This window comes from Candidatus Zixiibacteriota bacterium, from assembly GCA_029860345.1.
GTDB lineage: Bacteria > Zixibacteria > MSB-5A5 > GN15 > FEB-12 > JAJRTA01.
This window is the reverse complement of the sequence record JAOUBJ010000003.1, coordinates 318,175-340,715: the sequence shown is the minus strand read 5'-3', so window position 1 is coordinate 340,715 and position 22,541 is coordinate 318,175. Positions and strand designations below refer to the sequence as shown.

At 53.2% G+C, this 22,541-nt stretch carries 19 protein-coding genes; 6 read left to right on the top strand and 13 right to left on the bottom strand.

The features are described from left to right. Nucleotides 1-827 precede the first annotated feature (827 nt). Nucleotides 828-1,379 (top strand): hypothetical protein, encoded by a 552-nt coding sequence (locus tag OEV49_05075; protein MDH3890435.1) that lies wholly within the window; start codon nucleotides 828-830, stop codon nucleotides 1,377-1,379. Between the two features lie 183 nt (nucleotides 1,380-1,562). Here OEV49_05075 and OEV49_05070 read toward each other — a convergent pair whose 3' ends face one another. The 7 genes from OEV49_05070 to OEV49_05040 form a co-directional block, all read right to left on the bottom strand. Beyond that, the gene (locus tag OEV49_05070; protein MDH3890434.1) at nucleotides 1,563-2,537 is read right to left on the bottom strand and encodes a hypothetical protein; all 975 of its coding nucleotides are present in this window, start codon (nucleotides 2,535-2,537) and stop codon (nucleotides 1,563-1,565) included. A gap of 183 nt (nucleotides 2,538-2,720) precedes the next feature. Beyond that, nucleotides 2,721-3,281, bottom strand: coding sequence for a hypothetical protein (locus OEV49_05065; GenBank protein MDH3890433.1), 561 nt, complete (start codon nucleotides 3,279-3,281; stop codon nucleotides 2,721-2,723). Between the two features lie 109 nt (nucleotides 3,282-3,390). Beyond that, a complete protein-coding gene (locus OEV49_05060; GenBank protein ID MDH3890432.1) occupies nucleotides 3,391-4,251 on the bottom strand; it encodes a prephenate dehydrogenase in 861 nt (286 codons plus the stop codon). Beyond that, nucleotides 4,248-5,261: a 3-deoxy-7-phosphoheptulonate synthase gene (aroF, locus tag OEV49_05055; protein MDH3890431.1), complete on the bottom strand. Its 1,014-nt coding sequence runs from the start codon at nucleotides 5,259-5,261 to the stop codon at nucleotides 4,248-4,250. Before aroF ends, OEV49_05060 begins: the two co-directional genes overlap by 4 nt. Continuing rightward, on the bottom strand, nucleotides 5,239-5,634 hold the full coding sequence (gene aroH / locus OEV49_05050; protein ID MDH3890430.1) for a chorismate mutase: 396 nt from the start codon (nucleotides 5,632-5,634) through the stop codon (nucleotides 5,239-5,241). The genes aroF and aroH overlap by 23 nt, the downstream gene beginning before the upstream one ends. 319 nt (nucleotides 5,635-5,953) lie before the next feature. Then, entirely contained in the window at nucleotides 5,954-8,374 is a 2,421-nt protein-coding gene (locus tag OEV49_05045) for a dockerin type I repeat-containing protein (protein MDH3890429.1), read from the bottom strand. A 465-nt stretch (nucleotides 8,375-8,839) separates the two neighbouring features. Next, a complete protein-coding gene (locus OEV49_05040; GenBank protein ID MDH3890428.1) occupies nucleotides 8,840-9,319 on the bottom strand; it encodes an Lrp/AsnC ligand binding domain-containing protein in 480 nt (159 codons plus the stop codon). A 162-nt stretch (nucleotides 9,320-9,481) separates the two neighbouring features. Between OEV49_05040 and asnB the strand changes: the two genes are divergently transcribed. Together asnB and OEV49_05030 are read left to right on the top strand one after the other, a co-directional pair. Further along, the gene (asnB, locus tag OEV49_05035; GenBank protein ID MDH3890427.1) at nucleotides 9,482-11,068 is read left to right on the top strand and encodes an asparagine synthase B; all 1,587 of its coding nucleotides are present in this window, start codon (nucleotides 9,482-9,484) and stop codon (nucleotides 11,066-11,068) included. Nucleotides 11,069-11,322: 254 nt separating this feature from the next. Beyond that, on the top strand, nucleotides 11,323-12,582 hold the full coding sequence (locus OEV49_05030; GenBank protein MDH3890426.1) for an asparagine synthetase B: 1,260 nt from the start codon (nucleotides 11,323-11,325) through the stop codon (nucleotides 12,580-12,582). Nucleotides 12,583-12,623: 41 nt separating this feature from the next. On the opposite strand, the gene OEV49_05025 is transcribed toward OEV49_05030, so the two are convergent. From OEV49_05025 to OEV49_05015, 3 genes are all read right to left on the bottom strand, one after another. Further along, on the bottom strand, nucleotides 12,624-14,102 hold the full coding sequence (locus OEV49_05025; GenBank protein ID MDH3890425.1) for a hypothetical protein: 1,479 nt from the start codon (nucleotides 14,100-14,102) through the stop codon (nucleotides 12,624-12,626). Between the two features lie 28 nt (nucleotides 14,103-14,130). Continuing rightward, nucleotides 14,131-14,907, bottom strand: a complete 777-nt coding sequence (locus OEV49_05020) for a hypothetical protein (GenBank protein ID MDH3890424.1) — start codon at nucleotides 14,905-14,907, stop codon at nucleotides 14,131-14,133. Between the two features lie 295 nt (nucleotides 14,908-15,202). Then, a complete protein-coding gene (locus OEV49_05015) occupies nucleotides 15,203-16,399 on the bottom strand; it encodes an aspartate aminotransferase family protein (protein MDH3890423.1) in 1,197 nt (398 codons plus the stop codon). A 240-nt stretch (nucleotides 16,400-16,639) separates the two neighbouring features. Here OEV49_05015 and ruvX point away from each other — a divergent pair, with 240 nt between their 5' ends. Together ruvX and mltG are read left to right on the top strand one after the other, a co-directional pair. Further along, nucleotides 16,640-17,068, top strand: a complete 429-nt coding sequence (gene ruvX / locus OEV49_05010; protein ID MDH3890422.1) for a Holliday junction resolvase RuvX — start codon at nucleotides 16,640-16,642, stop codon at nucleotides 17,066-17,068. Then, nucleotides 17,052-18,167: an endolytic transglycosylase MltG gene (gene mltG / locus OEV49_05005; protein ID MDH3890421.1), complete on the top strand. Its 1,116-nt coding sequence runs from the start codon at nucleotides 17,052-17,054 to the stop codon at nucleotides 18,165-18,167. The genes ruvX and mltG overlap by 17 nt, the downstream gene beginning before the upstream one ends. A 338-nt stretch (nucleotides 18,168-18,505) precedes the next feature. On the opposite strand, the gene OEV49_05000 is transcribed toward mltG, so the two are convergent. From OEV49_05000 to OEV49_04990, 3 genes are read right to left on the bottom strand one after another with little or no spacing between them, the layout of a single operon-like run. Further along, nucleotides 18,506-19,039, bottom strand: coding sequence for a GAF domain-containing protein (locus OEV49_05000; protein MDH3890420.1), 534 nt, complete (start codon nucleotides 19,037-19,039; stop codon nucleotides 18,506-18,508). Nucleotides 19,040-19,058: 19 nt separating this feature from the next. Continuing rightward, nucleotides 19,059-20,459 carry a sigma-54 dependent transcriptional regulator gene (locus OEV49_04995; protein ID MDH3890419.1) on the bottom strand — a complete coding sequence of 467 codons (1,401 nt, stop codon included), beginning with the start codon at nucleotides 20,457-20,459 and terminating at the stop codon, nucleotides 19,059-19,061. After that, nucleotides 20,456-21,490 carry a hypothetical protein gene (locus tag OEV49_04990; protein ID MDH3890418.1) on the bottom strand — a complete coding sequence of 345 codons (1,035 nt, stop codon included), beginning with the start codon at nucleotides 21,488-21,490 and terminating at the stop codon, nucleotides 20,456-20,458. Before OEV49_04990 ends, OEV49_04995 begins: the two co-directional genes overlap by 4 nt. 257 nt (nucleotides 21,491-21,747) lie before the next feature. On the opposite strand from OEV49_04990, the gene OEV49_04985 reads away from it, so the two are divergent. After that, entirely contained in the window at nucleotides 21,748-22,497 is a 750-nt protein-coding gene (locus tag OEV49_04985) for an NAD-dependent deacylase (protein ID MDH3890417.1), read from the top strand. The last annotated feature ends 44 nt before the right edge of the window (nucleotides 22,498-22,541 follow it).

Here is a 22,541-nt window from a genome sequence, read left to right as displayed (position 1 = left end):
GCGCAGGTGACTTTTGGGAACTTCTCGTTTGGACGATTTTCTTTTTCGGCCGTGACCCTGTCACTTTTCGCTCTGAAATTCTTGGAGCGAAATTCTGGAAGAGCATAGCGACAAAACCTAGAATAATAGGTAAGCATATTATCAGAGCCGCCCAGGTAATTGCATCAGCTAGATTCATTTTCTGATCTCCAAGGTATAGAGTTTCGATGTTTCCTAAAAGAATAGGGGAGAACAAATCCCCAAAGTTACACTTGAAGCGGACGGACAGATGTTTCCCATTTTTTTTCAGAAATGTTGTAACGATTTAGGCTTTGCAAACCCTAGATAGATCGAAACGAAAATTGAGAAAGGAGATATGTGATGTCGAATCAGAAGAAAGGAGCCGGTAAGCAACGGCGGCGTAAGGACTCTTCAAGAGAGTCTGCCGCTAATCTTCATGGCGCATGTAGAGACGGAGCGACAAGAAACGAAGCCCGAACCATCCGCGAAAACGGTGACGGGCAAGACGAAAGTAAACACTAACAGACTCTTAAACCTGATTAGGCCAGCTCTAATCAAGAAGGAGAAGACATGAATTACCATGTACCCCCAGACGTATTAGCAGTTCCGGTGCGTAAGGACCCTTTTAATGGCGCAATGTACGATGCGAAACATCCGCACATGTTTCACCCCGTTCACGCAGGTCGCACGACGCATGCCGGAGGCGAGGTACCAAAGAAACACCGACGCTTCATTCACGCCCATGACTTTGCGTCTTTGATGCAACACCCGCATTCAGGAATTGAAGTGCATCAGTAGTCAACCCCAATAAGAGATAAGGAGAAGCAATGTTAACTCTAAACTGGAAAAAACTGAAAGCAGGTAGATCGTTGACTATAGCCATTTGCGTCGGAGTATTGGTTTTTGCAATGTATTCTAGCCCACTGAACGCAAAGTGTCCCGAAGGAATGGTCATGTCGATGGAGCGGTTGAACTCAGCAGAAGAGTTCTCCTTAGCTCCAGAGGCCAATCGCGTTGAACTTGATGACGGCATGATGGACATGCAGCTCGCTGACAGCCCGATGTATGATGCGATGGACTTTCGGATGAGTTTTTCCTCCAGGAACAGCGGCATGAACATGCTGCCGTTCTTGATGAGTGTTATGGAATCAGCCAAGTCCAATACTCTCGAGAGTACGGTGATGGTCGACGAAGTCATGGTAGTGATGTCAGACATGAATCGACCCATGATGACCGGCGAACGCGTGCGCTCAGGTATGGCAGGATGTAGCATGCCAAATGAAACCCCACTGCTTGAGGGAGATGTGATGCCTTTCGCAGGTGGTAATCTTATGGCCGAAGCAGTCGAAGGTCTCCCGATGCCGACGATGCCAAGTTAGCACGGTTGGTGAGTCTAATACATAGCAACATGAGATGCTGAGGATTTGCGTCCTTGGCATCTCATGTGTACATTGTGCTACCATCCATCCTTCGTGTGGCCGTCTAATTCTCAGTTTGGGGCGAGTCCAGTGTCAGGACCGCCAAGGGGTCCTGACCTACAAAGACTACTGCCCTACATGAAGCTACTTACCGGTTTCGATAATCGGAGAACGGGCGGTGGCGCGGTTGACACCGGGTGTTTTGCCGGGAGCAATTCCCGCCGGTGGATCGGACATCTGCCAATTGCGCGGATCGGCCGGATCACCACTGACATAAGTCATCCGCCAGTAGTATTCAAACGGGTAGAAACCCGACCAGTCCGGGGTCCAGTAATCGATCCCGCCGTAGATGTCGAAAACACCCTCCGAAGGATAGGTTACCTCGTTGATATAGACCGACAGATAGAAAATCCAGCCGTCGTCGATACCCAATTCGGCATTGATAGCATCGATCACCAATGCGTCTGAATAATACTGCAACGCAGTGTAAGCCAGCAGGGCAATTGGTTGAGCCTGCCCACCCCCGACCGTGTCGACGGTATAGGTGGTGTCATGAATCTGCTGGATAACTATGACCGTGTCGTGGATAATCGTCGTGTCATACACCGGATCGGTCTGGTAGATAGTGTCAACGATTGTCGTGGTATCGTAGTGGTTGACTACCGTGACGATCGTATCAATAACCACCACCGTGTCGTATACCGGATCAGTCTGGTAAACGGTGTCGACAATGGTCTCGGTGTGGTAATGATGCTCGACCGTCAGGACTGTGTCGACGATAACCAGTGTGTCATAAACATTGTTGGTAAGGTATAAAGTATCAACCAGGATAGTAGTATCCCAGTATGGTTCAGTTAGGGTGACGGTATCGTAGAGGGTCGTCGTATCATACAGGTAGCTGATCTGAACCAGTGTATCGATTATTGCTACCGTGTCCCAGTGGTGTTCAACGGTGGCCGTCGTGTCGTGAATGATTACGGTATCGGGCGGACTTTGGATATACTCGGTCTCCTGGATGTATTCCGTTGTTTGAACGATTTTCTCTTTGTCACAACCGGCTATAACGAACAGGATCGATAGGACTAAAATCGAGGCGCCGACAACAAAAGCTGGTCTCATAGGATACTCCAATAGAGTTTATTCTTCATCTGGGCCTTCCAATGCAAACGCCGAGCCGAACCGGCCCCTATCCGTCGACCACACGTAAGTAACAACAGCCCAGAACCTTAGGCGTTGTTTGGGGGTTGTAATTCTTGAACTAAGGGAGGTTGAAACTGCCAGTAATGTGCAAAGTCGCCGCGTCTAAAAGCGGACAGCCAGCACAATTCCACTGGTATTGCTGCCTGGATTGTATGTTGGAAATATTCCAAGCTCGGCAGGTGCCTGGCCGTTGTTGTACTTCTTGACCGAAGAGTCAATAGTGGCAAAGTCATACACGGCGCTGGCTATGCAGGCCGCGATTGCCAATTTGTAGACCAAACTAGTAGATTTGTGCTCGTATCTGGTGCGGTTCGTCTCCCTCATGACTGCGATATAGGCAAAAAGTGAAGTTCGTATCGTCAATCCCGTAAGGAATCGTTGACGTTGGTTGGCGTACCGGTGACCCATGCCGGGGCCGATACCGACGCCCACCCAAACCAGACCGGCTCCGAGATTCTGATTGCTACGATCATCGGAGTCCAAGAGAAACCCACCGATTGCCGCGGGGATCGCGAAGCATCCCAGGGACAGTAGCTGCCCGGTTCGCGTCGATTTCTCTTCGCTCGACAAGTCGCCGTTATCACTATCATTGGCAGCAGACGCAAGAGCCGGTAAAACGGCAAGCAACAACAGACACATCAGACTTCTTGAGCACAGTTGCATGGTATTGTCTCCTCCGGCTCTGTCACCGTGCAAAGATGGACTTCGATGTAATCAATGTACGGAGAATTAGTCGGCGGCGCAAGTTGTCAGGACCGCAAGGGGTCCTGACCTACAGGAGTCGCCGGGCCTTTTGGGCTTTGTCGAGGTAGTCGCGAAGAACAGGTTCGTCTGAGTCGGTGATCTGCTGTTTGAGAGACTCCAGTTCGGCGATGAGTTCCTCGATCAGTTCGCGGTCGTGGATGCTGTTGGTCAAAAACATGTCGAGCATCAACTCCACCGATGAAGCGGTCACGCGAGTAGCACTTTTGAAACTGCCGCCAATTGTCTTGAATGAACGATCATCGTCTGCCTGGTATTTCAAAGCAAGGTTCATCAGGGCCACGCCCAAGATATGCGGCAGATGCGAAGCCATCCCGACCAGGCGGTCATGTTTGTCCGGAGTCAGCATCAGTGGGTTTCCACCAAGACCTCCGATGAGTTCCATGATCGATTCCAGCCAGCCCGTGCCAAGTTTGGATGACGGCGTTATGGCAAGAGACGCTCCTTCGAACAGTCCATGCACGGCCGACTCAAGACCGATCCCTTCACTGCCGGCCATCGGATGCACACCGACAAAGTTGATCGGCTGTTCAAGCGACTCTACCGTTTGAAGTATACCTGTACGGATACCGGCAACATCAGCAACGCAGTTGCCTTCACTCAATGACTCCGCCAACGAGTTGATAACCTCAATAGTTTTGCGGATTGGAACGGCGAGAATGATAAGATCAGCCGCCTCTGCTGCTGCAATGGGATCCTCCACCGTCCGATGAACAGCGCGGCGTTCAACTGCTGATTCCCGAGTGGAATTGTCGATGTCGAACCCGATAACTTCGGCCACCAGCGTTCGTTCAACAAGATCGAGACCTATCGAGCCGCCGATCTGTCCGAGGCCGACAATCAAGACCCTCCACTCGGAGACTGGTTTCACATCTTTCTCCCGGTCGCTTCGACGATTCTGCGCAGTTGATCCATGAGCTTGGCGAAGTCGGCCGGATACAAAGATTGCGCGCCGTCGCAGAGCGCCTCATCCGGGTCGGGATGCACTTCGATAATGAGTCCATCGGCGCCGGCGGCTATTGCCGCCTTGGCCATCGGTTCGATCAACGACCGTTGACCGGTAGCGTGGCTGGGATCGATTATCACCGGCAGGTGGCTGAGGCTTTTGATCACCGGCACGGCCGATATGTCCAGCGTGTTGCGGGTGGCTGTTTCAAACGTGCGGATACCTCGCTCGCACAGGATGACGTTGGGGTTGCCGTTGGACAATATATACTCCGCCGACATCAAAAGTTCTTCGATAGTCGACATCATCCCGCGCTTGAGCAACACCGGTTTGCCGGTTCGTCCGACCGCTTCAAGCAGCGCGAAGTTTTGCATATTGCGCGCACCGACCTGGAGCATGTCGGCATACGACGCCACCAGTTCGACAACTGTTGGCGTGGTGACTTCACTGACCACCGGCAGGCCGGTTTGTTGTTTGGCGGCGCTTAATATTTGCAGCCCTTCTTCGCCCAGACCCTGGAAACTGTAAGGTGAAGATCGTGGTTTGAAAGCGCCGCCGCGCAGGATTGTGGCGCCTGCTTCGGCCACCGCGTCGGCTGCTCTCAGTGTCTGCTCGCGGCTCTCGACGGCGCAGGGACCGGCCATCACTACGACGTTGTCGCCGCCGATTTTGACCGGGCCGACTTCGATAACCGTTGGTTCTTTCTTGAACTCCCGTCCGGCCAATTTGTACGGTTTCATGATCCGCACGACCGAGTCGACGCCTTCGAGCATGGTGAACTGTTCATGGTCGACCATCTTGCCGTTGCCGACCACGCCGACGATTGTCTTCTTTTCGCCCCGGGAGAGATGCGGCTTGAACCCAAGCTGCTCTATCTTATTCAGCACCACTTTCAGGTGGTCTTCGGTGGAGTCAGCTTTCATTACGACGATCATCTTTCTCTCCTTCAGCCAGGTCCGGCCTGAGCGTTTTGGTATCCCCGAGGTAGACGTGCTTGATCTCTTCGGGCGTTGAGCCGTTGTTGACATGGAACAGAATCCGAATGACCCGGGTCATGGCGCCGGGGACATTGATTTCCTGGGCGCACAACATCGGTACATGTTTCCATCCGAGTTCGCGGGTGGCGTAGGCGGGAAAGTCGGCGTTGAGATCGGGCGTGGCGGTGAAAAAGGCCGAAACAATGTCGGTGAGTTTGAGATCGTTGGCCTTCATCATTGCCTCGACCAGTTCTCGCGTGGCCGACTGCACCGACTCGCGGTTGTTTTCATCGGCCCGAATGGCGCCTCTGATACCTCGGACTGGTGTCATCGTGCGGTCCTTTCCTGGGGGATACCAACTGCTTTTGGTAATGTTATCGAGTGAGTTGTTCATAAGCTACATCTTTCTCACAAAAAAAGCCCGCTGCCTGAAGGTAGCGGGTTGGAGTCTTGTTCTATTGTTTGTCTAAGGAGTCATAGATTGACAATACCCGCTACCTGTAAAGGTGGTAAAGCCGAAATAGTATCGGTAATAAAAGCTTCTAAAGCTGTTTGCGGCGGGTATGTTTTTTGTGTTCGTCACTTATATGATTCCTTAGCGCCAAATATACAATGATAGTCCATTTTGTCAAGAAGGAAGTTGGGGGGGGCTATTGAATGAAGATCTCTTCGACCAGTAAAATCAGATCGGCTACATCGATCTGCCCATTGGCATCGAGGTCAGCCGAGTTACTTTCTGGCATGGGGCCACTGTGGAACATAAACTCTATCATTATAACCAGATCGGCGATATCGACTGTCCCATCCAGGTTTAGGTCTCCCGCCTTGTGTCCAATCAAACTGAACTCACCAGTGAATTCCCACGGTGAGCCGTCGGTAAAAGCGCCGGCTATGGAATAGGTTTGGACGGTAGTACCCCAGGCTGGACCGTATGATTCGGGCAAGTGATTGATGGTGAATTCAACTACTAGTACGTCCCCAATAAACTGCGGATGGCTGTCGATCACCGAACAGGATTGCGGAGTTATGGCGCCGTTGATGGCCACACTACTGATATCAATGTCCGAGACGGTCCCAGTCGATGGAATATTCCCAACATACGTTGTCCCGGGCTGGTTGAACAAAGCGTGGCTCCAATAGGTATAAACCGGGTTTGGGGTCAATATTGTAGGAGGTGGACAGCCAATATCCAAAGCCCCTATCAGTGTGCCACAGTCATTGTTCGTCGCAGCACAAGGTGAGGTGGCATGGATGTGAAAGTCCATGGAATCTGAGAGACAGAAGTTGGGATCGGCGCTGAAGTTGCCGTCTTCACCCTCTAGGCCCTCAAGGCATTCAATCCAATCGCCGTTGGCGTTGTTGAAGACATCACTGCATACTATCTGAACATCGCTCCGATAACAATCTAAAGCAGGTCTCAATCCAAAGGTGTAGTTATCCGCAATAATACACTTGGATACTAGTAAACTGCTTCTCGAAACGCTGATAGCTCCGCCGTTAGTAGCCTGATTCCCAATAATCGTGCAATTCGTGAGTTCCGCATTCGAGCGCCCAATATAGAGCCCCCCACCGTTATTTGTACTATTGCCCGTACCACATTTATTGTGAGCAATCAGGCATCGCTCCAGTTTCGCGGAAGAACGTAGTAGATGAACTCCGCCGCCAAAGCTGAAGCCGAAATGATAGTGGGTCGCATCGTTGTTTAAGAACCAACATTCCGAGAATCGCGGTGAGGAGTTCCAGCACCTAGCTCCCGCGCCTCTACCTCGACCGTTTCTCACTGTCAATCTGCTGATGGTAGCACTTGAGTCTTCTGCAAAGTGCAAGTCAAACCCCCGATCCTCTGACTCACAGTCGATCACCGTCATTTCCGGTCCGTCGAGTCCCGTCAAGGTAATCAGCTTGCCCCCCAGATCTAAACCTCGATTGCCCTCACCTGTGAAAACCCCGGGGTGAAGTAGAACCGTATCACCGTGGACGGCCGAGTCGATGGCCGCCTGAACGGTCGGAGCATCACCTCTTCCATCTGCTTCTACTTCCCACACTCGGTACTCGGGGTTGCAGCCCTCACCGAACGCTCCCACCAGCAGACCGCAATCGTGATTAGCGGCTAGACAGGGAGAAGTGCTGAGCAGATGATAGTCACCCCGCCCAAGATCGCAGTGCATAGGATTGTAGGCAGTATTCCCGTTCATATCAGACTGGCTTGTGCATCCCTCCCAGTCACCGTATGCATTTCCGTAGAAATTGCAGCAGGAAAAAAGAGGATCACTTTGCTCATCCGCGCAATAGACCGCCTTTCCAGAACGTGAAAAACCGAGAATGCAGGCCTGCGCGGTGGGTGCCGAAAGGGAACAGTAAACATGAGATCCATAGTAAGCGGAGTTGTCTGCCATTGTACAATTGATGAATGTGGGATCACTGTCAACGCAGGCGATTGCTCCACCTCCGCCTCGTGCATAATTGCCGGCGAAAACACTGTTTTCAAAAACCGGCGTGGAGCCACCGTAGCAACTGACAGCGCCACCGTAGGCCATGATCAAGCCCACCGAAGGTTCCGCTGTATTCTTTCGGATAATGCACGATCGAAAACGTGGCGACCCGTTTACGATGTGTACCGCCCCTCCAGCGTACTCCGCCCAATGACCTTCAAACACACAATTGATGTATACTGGAGAACTGTTTTCGCAGAGAACGGCTCCCCCCTTATCGATATTGTAATCACCATCACCGAACTCACCAGTAATCCTGAATCCTTTAACCACAGCACTACTGTCCTCGCCGTCGACAAAGCTGAAAGCCCGATGACGACTTTCGCAATACATTTGACATGAATCCGGCCCGCCTTCGCCAATCAACGTGACGCCCTTGCCCAGGAAACGGATGTAGCGATTTCCATCTCCTTGATAGAGACCCGGTGCCACCAATACCGTGTCGCCAGTCATCGCTGCGTCGATACCTGCCTGTATAGTCGGTTGGTCGACAGGGACATGGATGGTGGATGCTTCAACTACCGAAAAGATCGCAAGAATGAAGATGATCAGTTGCGTGCAAAAAACTAAGCTGTTCACCGGACGATAGTCCACACTTTGCCTCAACGATTGATACACAAGGTTCCCTCTTGCGTTGCCTTTAGATATCTCTATCAATATAGCCCAAACTGGCATTTCTGCAAGGGGGAAGCCGCGATTAACGTCGCCCCTCGACTCCGCTCGGGGTGACACCGACAAATCGGTTTTTTGCGCTTCGCGCGTCGTCGAAACCACAGGGGTTTCGACCTACAGAATCCTTCTTCAAAGTCCCCTCTTGAGAGTCGGTTTAGGGGTGTGTTGTTCGTTTTGTCCGCCAAGAACACACCCCGCCCTTCGGGCACCCCTCTCTAGAGGGGAAAAGAAAAAGAGAAGATGGATTCTGGCCTTCGCCAGAATGACACAAGCAAGCTTGTCTTGTGCGCTTCGCGCGCTACCTCATGGTGAGCGGAGTCGAACCATGAAGCACAAGAACCGTCACGCGGGGTCGCATGACGGCACCAAAACCTACACCCCCTCCAAATCCGCCAATGGCAGGTCGCGGTCGATCGGTTGGGCCAGGCAGATGAAAGACTCGGTCGACTGAATCTCAGGAATCGCCTGAAGCTTCCGAAGCAGAAACTGATAGAAAGCATCAGTCGTTCGTGTGCGCGCCTTAATGATCAGCGCATACGAACCGGTCGTGTAATAGACCTCGACAATTTCATCAAACGTTCGAAGCCTGTTCATCACCATCTCAAGGTCACGCGCACTTTTGAGATAGATGCCCATCAACGAAGTGACATCGTAGCCCAGTTTCGAGTAGTCGACGGTGATTTTCGAGCCGGTGATAATGCCGGCATCGGTCATTTTGTTGACGCGCTGATGAATCGTTCCGGCTGAAACGATCAGTTTCTGGGCAATTTCGGTGAAAGCCATACGGCCATCGCGCCTCAAATACTCCAAAATCTGCCGGTCAAGATTGTCGATTTCATAATCTGTAGTCATGTTTTACCTATAGAATTACAATATTCTCGCATATATCGTACATATACTATGAATAATGTAAAAATATCGGTATGTCAATAAAGATTTAGGATCATTTGCCCTTTGTTGTTATTATAAAGGCAATTGACAATGCTGGCCTGAAGACAGATAGGAAAAACAGCTATGTGCGGAATATTCGTTTACAGCGGGCGCAAAAAAGCCCTTCCAGACTTAGAGACTCATATTGAGAAGCTACGTCACCGAGGACCGGACAAACTCCAGGTGGATGAACATGAAGGTGGCTTGATGGCTTTCCACAGGCTGCGGATTATGGATCTGGGTCCGGCCGGGGATCAGCCATTTGTCGATGAACAAACCGGCAACAAAGTTGTCTGCAACGGCGAGATTTACAATCAGACAGAACTCAGACGACTGACCAACTACCCATACATCTCGGACTCCGATTGCGAAGTGTTGCTGCCGTTGTATGCCAAGTACGGCCTGAAGAAGACTGCTCAGATGCTTGACGCGGAATTTGCAATGGTATTATGGGATGCCCGACGACAGAAGCATGTAGCCGCCCGTGACCCTATAGGCATACGACCGCTCTTCTACGGATACTCACGCTCGGAAGGCGAGATCATCTTTGCCTCGGAAGCGAAAGCAGTCTCACCTTTCTGCGATCATGTCGAACCGTTTCCGCCCGGGCATGTTTATGACGGCGAAGAGTTCGTGCGGTATCTGGACATAAGCCGCGTTTGTCAGTACCACACGCACACCAAAGAGGAAGTGCTGAGCAATATCCATGACAAGCTGGTGGCGGCAACGCGCAAGCGATTGTGCGCCGATGCGCCGGTGGGGCTTTTGTTAAGTGGTGGACTGGATTCAAGTCTGGTCTGTGCTATTGCTCAGCGGTATTCGTCGCGACCGATCAAGACGTTCGCTGTTGGGATGCACACCGACGGGATCGATTTGAAATATGCCCGCGACGTTGCGAGGTTCATCGGTTCGGATCACACGGAGGTACTTATTACCGAGGAGGATGTTCTATCGTCGTTGAGAGAGGTGATTTGGAGTCTTGAGTCTTATGACATTACAACCATCCGCGCTTCGATTGGGATGTATTTGGTGTGCAAACATATCAGCGAGAACAGTGACGTGCGCGTTTTGCTGACCGGCGAGGTGTCCGACGAACTGTTCGGCTACAAGTACACCGACTTCGCCCCCAACCCGGTTGAGTTCCAGCGTGAGTGCCGCAAGAGGATTCGCGAGTTGTACATGTACGATGTATTACGGGCCGATAGATGCATCAGCGCGCACGCCCTTGAGGCGCGGGTCCCTTTTAGCGATAGCGATTTCGTGCAATATGTTATGGGCATTCATCCCAGGCACAAGATGAACAACAACGGCGTGGGAAAGTACCTGCTGCGAGCAGCCTTCGAAGGGGGCGGTTATCTTCCCGAACATATCTTGTGGCGAGAGAAAGCGGCTTTCTCTGATGCCGTCGGACACTCGCTGGCTGATACATTGCAAGCCGTAGCAGAAGAGTCCTACTCAGAGCAGGACCCGGAGACTATCGCCGAACAATACCCTTACGCCACGCCGATCTCCAAAGAGTCCCTTATGTACCGCGATCTGTTCGAACAGATGTACCCACGAATGGCACATCTGATCGCCTCACTCTGGATGCCCAACCCTCGCTGGGAAAACTGCCAGGTTGCAGATCCGAGTGCTCGGGCTCTGCCCAACTACGGCGCCAGCGGCGTTTAGCGCAGTTATTCAGCATAACTTAGCCGTGCGGCGGAACCAGTCTTTGGTCTCAACGTAAAAACTGTGTTGCCAATTGTGAGGTATTGGTTACTTTGGGGCGAGCGTGTAAGATGGCAGGTGCGGACATTTGCCGCACATGAAAGATGATGGATTCCCGCCTATGCGGGAATGACACAGGTAAACCTGTTTTTCGCGCTTCGCACGCCCATGAATAGGAAGACTGGATTCTGGCCTTCGCCAGAATGACTTTGAAGATGAGAACATTTGTTTTAATCACAATCGTCTTAGCCCTGGCCGTATCGGCGCAAGGTGCCGGATTGCTCATCCCGATGGATGAGACCCAGACCGATCATCTCAAAGCCTACGGTGTCTGCTATCGTGCCCTCGATGCCGGGTACAAGGCGGAATGGTTGCTGAATTTTCGCGGTGGGTCGTTCCTGATTGACCATTCGTCCGAGATCAGCAATGTCTGCCTGTTGATGGGCGTTTCTTATGAGCAGGTCACTCAGGGACAGGTAGCGGACATTTATCGCCAGATCGAAGTTGAGAACATGGAACGGGTCGAGCTTGAAAAGGCGCCGGTGATAGCTGTCTACTCACCGCCCACCAATGAACCCTGGGATGATGCCGTGACGTTGGCCTTAACCTATGCCGAGATTAAGTACGATGTCGTGTACGATGAAGAGCTACTCGGCGGCGGATTGGAAGAGTACGACTGGCTGCATCTTCATCACGAAGATTTCACCGGGCAGTATGGCAAGTTCTACGGCGCTTTTCGCAATCAACTGTGGTACCAGGCGCAGGTGCGAGCCAACGAAGAGTTGGCGGCCAAGCTGGGTTACAACAAAGTCAGCCAGTTGAAACTGGATGTGGCCAAGACAGTCTATGACTATGTGCGACGCGGTGGCTTCTTCTTTTCAATGTGTTCGGCACCTGAGACGATAGATATCGCCCTGGCCGCCGAGGGTCTGGATATAGTGCCGCGCGAGATCGATGGCGACGCGGTCGATCCGGGTGTACAGGCCCAGTTGGACTTCACGCGGACATTCGCCTTTGAGAACTTCGTGCTGGAGCTTGACCCTCTGGTCTACAGCCACTCGGACATAGATACCTATCCTGACCGGCTGGTGCGGTTTCTTGATGAAAGTCAGGATTATTTCTACCTGTTCGACTTCGCGGCCAAACTCGATCCGGTTCCCACTATGTTGAGTCAGTGCCACACCAGCACCGTGAACGGATACCTCGGTCAGTCGACCGGTTTTCGCAAATCATTATTGAAGAAATTCGTTACACCGCTTGGCCAACCGGATAATTTCGACGAGGTGCGCTATCTCCACGGCAACCTCGGCCGTGGAACTTTTACTTTTCTGTCCGGACACGATCCGGAGGATTATCGTCACATGGTGCACGATCCGCCGACCGAGTTGGTACTGCACAAACATTCCCCCGGCTACCGTCTGATCTTGAACAACGTTCTCTTCCCCGCCGCCAAGAAGAAAGAACGCAAGACTTAACGGATTCGCTGGAGCCGAGTCGAAACCGCGATTTCATCCCCCTATCTTTCCACTGGTGACACTGACTTCCACCCGAAGCTGAGACCCAACCTGGTCTCTCGGTTTGGGACTGGAAGATTGTGACTGATGGGTAAGGTCATGGGCGGCGCCGACACTGATCCCAACAATCTTCGGGCTTCGTTGCCCACATAACCGGTCTTTACGATTTTCTCGACTATATTGTCGTGAGTCGACGGTATTAGTATGTCTTCGGACCCCCCAACAACATGATACCCTAACCACCCCCACCCGTTTGGCTTTTCGGCAAGGTAGTTTGCGAACCAACCTTGGGGGCGCGTAATGGCGGTGGGATTGTAAGGATCCCTCTGGACCACGAACGGACGCGATGGATCGAAGGGGTCGAGTGTGATACGCGAGTCCATGTGAATATGCTGGAACTGTTGCGAGCTTTCACCCACGGTCACCAGGGCATGCCCACCCGCGCTGTGACCGACCAGAAGGACTTTGACATCTTTGCTCCCGTTCTCGGTGACTGAATTCAGCCAAGTCTCAACTTTTTCTATCTGACTATCACCGAAAATGCCGGCAGCCTCCGGGAAGAACTTGGTGATGACGCGCCCGTTATTGCCCTCTTTGACCTGCTTGATAAGATCCACCCATTCGCTGTCCATGCCGGAACCGCTGGCTGCTCCGCCTCGAAGCATGGCAACCGCAAGGTCGAACTCCCGTACGAGCCGACCTACAGTTTGACCTTCGACGTAGAACGATTGTCCATCCACGGTACCTCTCGCCTTCCCCGAACCGGAGAAGGCAAAGTCATAAGTGTCGTCCAGAGGAACTTCCAGAACGAAAGAATTCTCGCTAATTGTAATATCTTCCCCGTAAGGGATCACAAACGCTCCGCTCATTCGCAATACACCACCGGCAATCGTACCCTCCCTGACCGCCACTCCTCCCGGAACAGAAAAACTGACATCGCATTCATCTTGAGCAAGCAGAAGCTCCCCGCTTCCCTGCACATTGATCTGACCACTTTCGCTGCCAACGGTATAGTCGACCGAGAGCGTTTCAACGGCGAAGTATTTTCCCTGGAGGTCCAAGCACTGAATCTGACGAAGCACTCCGGCGATTGTAAACGGCCCGTTACAGTCGGAACCTTCCAGTCTCAGGTCGATCGAGTTATCATCTATGACATTGATTGTTCCTTGGTCGATGTCGCCCGGGCAGTAGCAATCAATGGAACCTGAGAAAACCGCGGAACGATCGGTTCTGGAGCCGTATATTGTGCCGACGGCTCCGTCGCTCTTGCGAAAAAGCGTTCCTGTCATCGGTTCGTCCTTGGAAAGGCTCAGATTTAACTCGTCCCACGAGACTCCCTCGCCCTGATTAATGGTGATTTCCCCGCTGAATGAAATGGTACCGAACGAAGAAGCCTCGTCTGATCGATCCACGTCGACATCAAAGATACCGCAACCGACTACGGTGACTAACAGCAACATGGCAAAGTAAACAGCTTTCATACAGTAAACCCGTTGTGTTTTGACCCTTTTACCAATTGAGGCCTATTCTAAACAAGACTTGTCCACGACGTTTTGGCACCCTGCTCGGTTGCCCTATCGCCTGCATGACTTCCTTGAAAGACTCAGGGTTTTCATTCGTCCATCGTAAAGACCTAAAGGTAAAACCGACCGTGATCCCGTATCGGTCTTTCAACAGAGGACCTGTTCTTGCTTCGACATTGAAGTCAGTCGTGCGAGCAAGCCGCAGTACGGATTCCTGTTTTTCCGACAGGTCACTCAGAATCCCCACAGATGAAACCAGGGTTGCGACAACTGTCAAGGTAGGGTGGAAGTTCTCAAGCTGAATCCGTCCGCCGACTCCCAACCCACTGGTCACACCCAATAGGTTGATATTAGGCTTGCCCGCGTGCGCCTCGCTATTCCTGATCGCCACCCGAAGGTAATCCACGTTGGAGCGAAGGGGGACAAACATGCCGAATGGCAATTGGGCCAAACTACTGAACAGATTGATGTTCTTCCCCATTCTGAACGAAACGTCCAACATCATCAAAGAGGGTTGACCAATGAGAGGAGTGGCTTGCTGGGTACCATACCCGATACTCAAGAAGAGCTTTTCGGTGGAGAGCACCAGTACTGGAGAATCAGACCCATAATCGTAGAAGAAAGTACCCTCCCCCCTCAGGTATCGAAAGTCACTCTGGCTGTAGCCGACGGTCATCGAAGTTGTCTTCAAAATCTCCCCCTGGGCAACCGAATGGAGCCAACTGAGGATAAAGATCATCGCAATGATGGCCGGGCGTCCCATACTAGTTCCTTCGAGAGCCGCCTGTGATACGCGACACCATTTTGTAACCTCCTGCCAATTCAGACCAGCCTTGAAATCACGAGATCAAGGCCGAACATCTATCGCACCGGTCCCTGGCGCCTTGAATTTCAATAAACAGGTATCTCTATAATTATACCCACCGCGTCGCTTCGACACAAGCGGAAAGTGGCCTGAGCACATCAACATGTGAGACCATGGCCGATCCTTTGTCGCCGCGCGGTAACCTTGTGTCAAATCCGACACCGCACTCCCGCCCCACATATCCCAGTCACGCTCAAATCTCCGCACCAAGCACACTTGAGAAAGTCGCGAGAAAACCGTCGATGTCGGCTGGGTCAATCGTCAGGCTGGGATCGATTCGCAACACACTCACACCGACCCTGCGTCCCACGATGTAACCTCGCTGCAAAAGCTGGCGATGCACTCGGATGGTCAGAGTACATTCGGGATCGTCGTTCAACTCAACGGCGGCCATCAGACCGCGCGAACGGATAGCTTTGACAAGTTCGCAACCTGCCGCGATCTCCGTCAAGCCATCAGCCAATTGCTTGCCGAGCGCTCTTGTGCGTTCGACCAATCCGTCGTCGTGGATTACACGAATCACTTCCTGCACGATTGCCGCCCCCAGCGGATCATTCTGGTGTGACTGTGCGTAGTTTAACGGCTGATCTCGTAAGGCTTTTGCAATTTCGGGTCCGAAGGCCGCCACGCTGACCGGATAGCCGTTGCCGATCCCTTTGCCCATCGCGATAACATCCGGCGAGATATCGTAGTGCTGAAAACCAAACCACTGTCCCGTGCGGCCAACGCCGGTTGTCACTTCGTTGACGAGGAGCAGACCGTTGTCTTCCTTTATGGTAGCAACGAGCGCCTGAATCAGTTTTTTCGGCGGGAATCGGACCAACCCTGAGGAACTACCCGGTTCGAACAAGAAACCACCAATACGCTCAAAGGGAATCTTGCCAAACTGTTCGCAGCGGCTGTCACAGGTATCCTTGTCGTCGCAACCGGCGCAGACTGTCCAATCAAAGCAGTACCATTGATCGCTCTCCCTGGCCGCCGCGGAACCATAGGCGCCGAAGTATGAGTCGGTCATGGTCATGAGCAACGGACGATCAGTAAAAGACTGTGCTACCCGAACACCGTATTCAACTGCCTCGCTACCGGAACAGAGAAAGACACATACACCATTTTCGATTTCCAACAAGGCCAGCACCTTTTTGGCAGCGTTTTCAACGATCGGTGATGAGTAGTTGAATCCGGTGTGGGAGATTTGTGCGGCTTGCTCAGTGAGAATACGAGTGATTCGCGGGTTGTTGTGGCCCAGAGGAGTGCACCAGACTCCGGATTCCAGATCGACATATTTCTTTCGGCTGGAGTCATACAGATAGCAGTTATCCGCCCTGACAATATCGGGTCGTAGTAGCTCATGGCCGGGATACCAAAGGATGTGAGAGATGGTGGTTTCCATAAGAGTCTCGCAATTACCAGTAATATAGGCACAGCCACGACGCGGTGTAAACCCAATATTACGCAAAGGGCGAGTGTTATTATGTTCCACTGCTGTCTGTCTAGCCATCGTTGATCGTAGCTCTTGTCTGGAAGCCCGGTTCAAGCGGATGGGCCACCCGTCGTCTCTATAGGGGACAGGAATCAACTGACATTCCGGTATTCATTGACCAACCGCTGTTGAAGTCGTAGATTCGTTGTCATGACAGCTTATGATCGAACCTTTCTGGCCATCGATTATGGTCGCCGTCGAATCGGCATGGCCAAAAGCGATCCGACCGGACTGATCGCTTCAGCTTTGACGACACTCGAAATCAAGTCGAATAGTCACGCGCTTAAGTTGATCGGTTCGCTTCTGGAAGAACACTCTCCGGACGGCCTGGTTGTGGGATACCCGCTGTTGGCTTCAGGTGATCCAAGCGACCTGTGCGTTGAGGTCGATCAGTTTGTCGAGAAACTGGCCCGGATATTTCCGGGACCGATACATAAAGTAGACGAACGGTATTCATCGGTCGAAGCGGCCGAGGTCATCCACGCTCACGGTAAGAAAGTCGGTCAGGATAAGAAACGGCTGGATCGGCTGGCGGCGGTGATTATTCTGCAACGGTTTCTGGATGAGCAGTCGCGATAAAGAGCCGGGGGAAGGTTGGTGGGAGTATCCATGGTTCGCATTGGTGACGTTGTTTCTGTTGGCTGTCGGCGTGCTGTTGTTCGTGGCCGGTGTTTTCAGTTGGGTGGTTAGAAAGATGTTTCGAGCGCGAGCATATCTGATTTTACTGGCGGTCCTGTGCGTTCTCATAGGGGCCTGGGTGGGATACTCATTTTATCACGATGTGGAACTGGGTGAGCGCACCGTGACTATCATAATCGAAGAGGGTGCCTCGTTTCAGTCGGTGGCCGATGAATTGATCGCCGCCGGTGTGATCGATTCCCGTCTGGTGTTCAAATATGCAGCGCGTTGGAAAAAAGTCGACCGCAAACTGACCCCGGGCCGGTATGACTTCACCGGTCGCAACTCATGCCGCTCGGTATTGACAAAACTGGGCGAGGCCGACGTGTTCCGGATCAAAGTGACCATTCCCGAGGGCGCACCCATCTGGAAAGTCGCAGCCATACTGGCCTCGGCGTTGGACATTGATTCCTCTCGGGTGGTGGATCTTGCATCCGACGATGACTTTATTCAAACTCTCGATCTGCCCTGTCTTGAGGGGTACCTTTTTCCGGAGACATATTTCTTTCCGTGGGGTACCAGAGCCGAAGCAGCCCTTACAGAAATGGTCACCATGCATGGCACGATGACGGAGTCCATCTGGCCGCAAAGCCTGCCGCTCGATTTGACCCGAGAGGAGATTATCAAGTTGGCCTCGATTGTCGAAGCAGAGACGTCAGTGGATTCAGAGCGCGTGATTGTCGCTTCGGTCTACAGCAACCGACTTCGTATAAAGATGAAACTTGATGCCGATCCCACCGTGATCTATGGGCTGGGTGGATTGGATAGACCGCTGTACATACGAGACCTCAAGAAGGATAGCCCTTACAACACATACCTGCACAAAGGGCTGCCGCCGACCCCGATCAATTCGCCGGGCCTGGCCGCGATCAAAGCAGCAATCAAGCCGGCCGAAACCGAGTATCTTTACTTTGTGGCCGACAACGCGGGCGGCCATCGTTTCAGCCGGACCAATGCCGAGCACAACCAAGCCCGGCGAGAGATCAAAGCGTCACAGTAGAAGAGGATACTAATCAACGTCGTGTGAGTGCTGTCAGGCGACTCGCCTGACGGCCGTGGGTTGGAAGGCGGGTGTCGGGCGGGGTCGCCCAACACCACCCGCGAAAGCTCGTTGTGCCCGCGTGTTCTTCAGATTGCGTGGGAAGCGTTTTCAGTTTCATGTGTCCAGCCGTTGCGCGGAGTCCTTCGCTGCCAGAAACAAGGTGAGACCCTGCGCCTGGGCAGCAGCAGGGTCTCACTCCGCCGTGGCGGACCAGGACCCTGCTGAACGTAGTAGGGCGGATCCGTCTTCGGCCCCGCCTTTGTTGGCAGTCCGTAGCGGCGGGCCACCCGGCAGGCCTATCCGCCAAAGTCGGAACGATCAATTATCGAACCGAGCTTTTTGCAAATGGCATCAAGGGCACCTTCCTCAAAGGTGACAAAAGCCATCGGTTGGCGCGAACTGTAGCCCAGTAATCCCAGCACACGACCCTCGCACTTGAGTGGCTGTAAAACAAACGAACGTGAGTCATCGTCCAGAAGCAGTTTGCGTTCAAAAAAATTGCCTGAGAATGACTCACAAAAGTCTTCGGTGTAGATATGGCCCTGCTCCGCCACCTTCTCGAACAAGGATGCTTCCACCGGCAAATTCAGTCGTAGACCGTCACGCATGGAACCGCGATGCCAGGTTGACACGGCAGCCAGTTGGCGACCGGCATCCGGACGCAGCACCAGCACGCCTTTGTCGATATTGTACTCTTTCTGCAATTTGTCGGTGAGGTCCTGGAATGCTTCGGCCAGCGGCGTGTCACGATGGGCCGGGGCTTGAGTAACACCGGCAATCGAGTCGTTGTCGGAGGGCGCCTGCCAGCGTTTGTCATTGTTGTCAATCATGGTCGTACTCGCTTGGATGTTAAGCTACGGTTTCGGTCTGCTCCCGCGTGAGTTGGTATTTTTTTACTTTGCGCCATAATGTCGTCCGTCCGATACCCAACTCCTGAGCCGTTTGCGTGAAATTCCAGTTGTTGTCGTCCAGGGCTCGTGCGATGATCGAACGCTGTGTATCATCCAGAAGCCCGCTTCTGCGTCGAGTATTCAGGATGCGAATCTCTCGGCGACCGGGGCTCTGTCCGATCCTGGTGGCGAAGGTGATGTCCTCCGGCTGGAGAAGATCGGTTCGGGAGAGAGCTGCAGCTCTGCTTAGGCAGGTTTCCAGTTCCCGCACATTCCCCGGCCAGTCGTGGGCTTGAAGTTTTTCGATGGCCTCGCGGCCTATGCCCCTCACGGCACGGTCGGTTTGGGTCGGCAATCGCCTGAGGAAGTACTCACAGAGCAGTTCAATGTCGTCGGGACGCTGGGACAAAGATGGTATGCTCAGGTTGATTTCACAGATCAGATTCCAGAGTTCATGGTCGAACAGGCCGTCTTCGGCCATCCCGGCAAGGTCCTGACTGGTGGCGGCCAACACCCTCAGGTCCAGTTTGCGGCCGGACTGAGCAGCATCGGTCGCGACCGTGAATTCGGTCAGGAAGCGAGCCAACTTAGGCTGCAAGTCCGGAGGTACAGACTCGACATTGTCCAGAAATAGGGTGCCGCCATCGGCTTGCTCAAGCAATGCGGCGCTTTTGGCTTGACCCTCAGTCTGAGCGCGGCGGTCACCAAACAGCTGTTCAGTTGCGGTTTGGGAGGTTTGTGCCGTGAAGTCGACAGCCACAAAGGGACCGCTACGGCGGCGTGAATGATGATGCATTACACGGGCCAGTAGCTCCTTACCAGAGCCTGAGGGACCACCGATGAGAACGGTTATGTCGGTCGGAGCCAGCTTGCGTGCTGTTTCTTTCAGCTTGATCATTGAGTCGGATGATCCGATCAGATTGTCAAAGCCGTGTGACATGGCCACGGTTTGACGCAGCATGGTGAGTTCATTCTTCATGCGCATCAACTGGAGAGTGCGGCGAATCGAAGCCAGAATCCGCACTTGTGATGACGACGTCACCAGATAGTCATGTGCTCCGGCTGTTAGCGCCTCGGCTCCTGCCTTCTCGCTGGACTCGGTCGTGACCACGATGATGGCGGTGTTGGGAAAACGACACTGAACTTGCCGGGTGAACTCCCCGGCCGGCCGGCCATCGATTGGGTCCGGCACTATTAGCAGGTCGCACTCATGTTCTAACCTCTCAAGCGCCGCAGGACCGCAATCGGCGGTGTCAACATGATAGTCCTCCATGGACAGAGCAGCTTTCAATTGGCTGTCAACTGTCGTCGTTTGATCGATGATCAGTATTCGGTCGTGGCTCGTGGCCGTCTGTGTCATTGTGTTTCCAGAGTCTTTTGGGGGTTACTTCTCGCTACCGTGCCGGTCGGATTGTCGGTGGTGTCATCAAACTGCAGCATCTGTTCGCCGATCAGGTCGTCCAGTTCGCGCGCTTCGCCTGCAATGATGTCGCTCAGTTCGACAGACTCGCTGTCCCCATGAACGGACAGTGAGCTTTTTAGCAGCTCAGCGGCCATGATGATTCCGGCCAGCTTCTGCTCTGACAGTTGCAGCAGAGAATCGGGCACAAAGGGTGCGGTCGGACGCGCCGACGCTTCTACTTCAGACAGAGTTACTATGGTAACTTCGATGTTGCCGAGCCTGACCTGTTTCATGGTCAGACTGCGATGTGGTGGAGACTCAGCGAGCATGGTCCGGAGCTGCTCAAAGGGAAGATCGACCAGCGCTGCACGGTTTTGTCCACATATTTCAGCCGCCGGTTTGTTCAGCCACAGCAACTGCCCGGTCAGGCGGTCTATAATCAGGGTAGGCACTTCTGTTTTTAGTTGGGCTTGCAATCGCCGGGCCAACGCCGCCGATTCTGTGTAAGCGCTCTGTAAATCGGTCACCAGTAGGCTGAACCGATGGTCCCAGCCTCCGTCGAGGGTGATTTTTTCGGGACCGAACCAGCCGAACATGAGCGAGTTCGGTTCACCGGGATTGAGCACGGCTGTTTGGATTGTACAGGCGTGCCCTTTCCGTTCGCCCTCGGGCCAGAAGCGATGGGAGAAAAACGCCTGGTCGCCGGAGCACCCGCTGATATGTTCCAACGGAAATGGATCGAACTCATCGGGATGCACAAAGCGACCATGATGGACCAGGAACACGCATCTGTCCGGTGGGGCCAGTTCGTCCAACAGGATTCGATCCTGCCGGTTTGGACACTCTCTGAGCTGCAGGCCCAACATGAGACCGGCCAGTTTGGCTGAGTTGGGATCTCCCAGACGATTCTGCTTTGTCTCGATCATAAGAGCCGATTGCTCTGTATCCGGTGAGCGGCCTGCTTCAATTTGAACCTTCGGTGTAGTCATCTTGCCTCGAGCGTTTCATTTTGAGACACCTAGTAAAAGTATCGGTCACAGTTCATCTTGCTTTAGCACTAATAGTCGGCGGTTTTGGTCCCTTTATGCGGATGTGGCTGGCCGACTCATGCCTGGTTTGGAGTGGGCTGGGTGCTGTCAGGCGAGTCGCCTGACAGCCATTGACTGCGTGGGCAGGCGTCGGGCGGGATTCCTGTTCGATTAACATTATCGTTGGCAATCAACCAGCGCAGACGTATCTTGGCGCCATGACGGACGAACTGGTCGAAATCATGCTTAATTGTCGTCGCTGTGCCGTCCTGACCGGGGCCGGTATCTCGGCCGAGTCGGGGGTGCCGACGTTTCGCGGCCAGGAAGGACTTTGGAAAAAGTTCAAGCCGGAAGAGTTGGCCACCATGGACGCCTTTATGGCCAATCCCAAACTGGTTTGGGAATGGTATAGCTGGCGACGCGAACTGATGCGCGAGGTAAAACCGAATCCCGGCCATGTTGCGCTCGGCAAATTGGAAGACTTCTTCGAGTCCTTCACTTTGATCACTCAGAATATCGATGGCTTGCATCATGAGGCGGGGTCTCAGTCGATACTGGAACTTCACGGCAACATCCACCGCAACAAGTGCGCCAAGTGCAACCGTCTGGTTTCGGTGGCGACAACAATCGATCCCGATGATATACCCGGCTGTGAACACTGTGGCGGGCGTATCAGACCGGATGTGGTCTGGTTCGGGGAGATGCTGGACAACGACGTGATCACCGACGCCTTTCGGGTATCGGAAGAGGCGGAGATATTTTTCTCGATAGGTACTTCAGCCATCGTCCACCCCGCTGCTTCATTGCCCATGATAGCCAAGCGGGCCGGAGCCACCCTGATAGAGATCAATCCGGAACGCACGCCATTGACAGAGGTTGCCGATTTCTATGTAGGCGCTCGTTCGGGTGAGTTCCTTTCCAAGCTGGTTGAGGCCTACCGGCTCCGTCGCGAGGGTATGGAGACTTGAAACCGTGACCCGGCAACAGAGTATAAAGGCCGAAACAAGACCAG

What these genes read in the sequence shown, in the direction of transcription:
- OEV49_05075 (MDH3890435.1), top strand. Translation starts at nt 828, where the DNA reads ATGTTAACTCTAAACTGGAAAAAACTGAAAGCAGGTAGATCGTTGACT.
- OEV49_05070 (MDH3890434.1), bottom strand. Translation starts at nt 2,537, where the DNA reads ATGAGACCAGCTTTTGTTGTCGGCGCCTCGATTTTAGTCCTATCGATC.
- OEV49_05065 (MDH3890433.1), bottom strand. Translation starts at nt 3,281, where the DNA reads ATGCAACTGTGCTCAAGAAGTCTGATGTGTCTGTTGTTGCTTGCCGTT.
- aroF (MDH3890431.1), bottom strand. Translation starts at nt 5,261, where the DNA reads ATGATCGTCGTAATGAAAGCTGACTCCACCGAAGACCACCTGAAAGTG.
- aroH (MDH3890430.1), bottom strand. Translation starts at nt 5,634, where the DNA reads ATGACACCAGTCCGAGGTATCAGAGGCGCCATTCGGGCCGATGAAAAC.
- OEV49_05040 (MDH3890428.1), bottom strand. Translation starts at nt 9,319, where the DNA reads ATGACTACAGATTATGAAATCGACAATCTTGACCGGCAGATTTTGGAG.
- asnB (MDH3890427.1), top strand. Translation starts at nt 9,482, where the DNA reads ATGTGCGGAATATTCGTTTACAGCGGGCGCAAAAAAGCCCTTCCAGAC.
- OEV49_05030 (MDH3890426.1), top strand. Translation starts at nt 11,323, where the DNA reads ATGAGAACATTTGTTTTAATCACAATCGTCTTAGCCCTGGCCGTATCG.
- OEV49_05025 (MDH3890425.1), bottom strand. Translation starts at nt 14,102, where the DNA reads ATGAAAGCTGTTTACTTTGCCATGTTGCTGTTAGTCACCGTAGTCGGT.
- OEV49_05020 (MDH3890424.1), bottom strand. Translation starts at nt 14,907, where the DNA reads ATGGGACGCCCGGCCATCATTGCGATGATCTTTATCCTCAGTTGGCTC.
- OEV49_05015 (MDH3890423.1), bottom strand. Translation starts at nt 16,399, where the DNA reads ATGGAAACCACCATCTCTCACATCCTTTGGTATCCCGGCCATGAGCTA.
- ruvX (MDH3890422.1), top strand. Translation starts at nt 16,640, where the DNA reads ATGACAGCTTATGATCGAACCTTTCTGGCCATCGATTATGGTCGCCGT.
- mltG (MDH3890421.1), top strand. Translation starts at nt 17,052, where the DNA reads ATGAGCAGTCGCGATAAAGAGCCGGGGGAAGGTTGGTGGGAGTATCCA.
- OEV49_05000 (MDH3890420.1), bottom strand. Translation starts at nt 19,039, where the DNA reads ATGATTGACAACAATGACAAACGCTGGCAGGCGCCCTCCGACAACGAC.
- OEV49_04995 (MDH3890419.1), bottom strand. Translation starts at nt 20,459, where the DNA reads ATGACACAGACGGCCACGAGCCACGACCGAATACTGATCATCGATCAA.
- OEV49_04990 (MDH3890418.1), bottom strand. Translation starts at nt 21,490, where the DNA reads ATGACTACACCGAAGGTTCAAATTGAAGCAGGCCGCTCACCGGATACA.
- OEV49_04985 (MDH3890417.1), top strand. Translation starts at nt 21,748, where the DNA reads ATGACGGACGAACTGGTCGAAATCATGCTTAATTGTCGTCGCTGTGCC.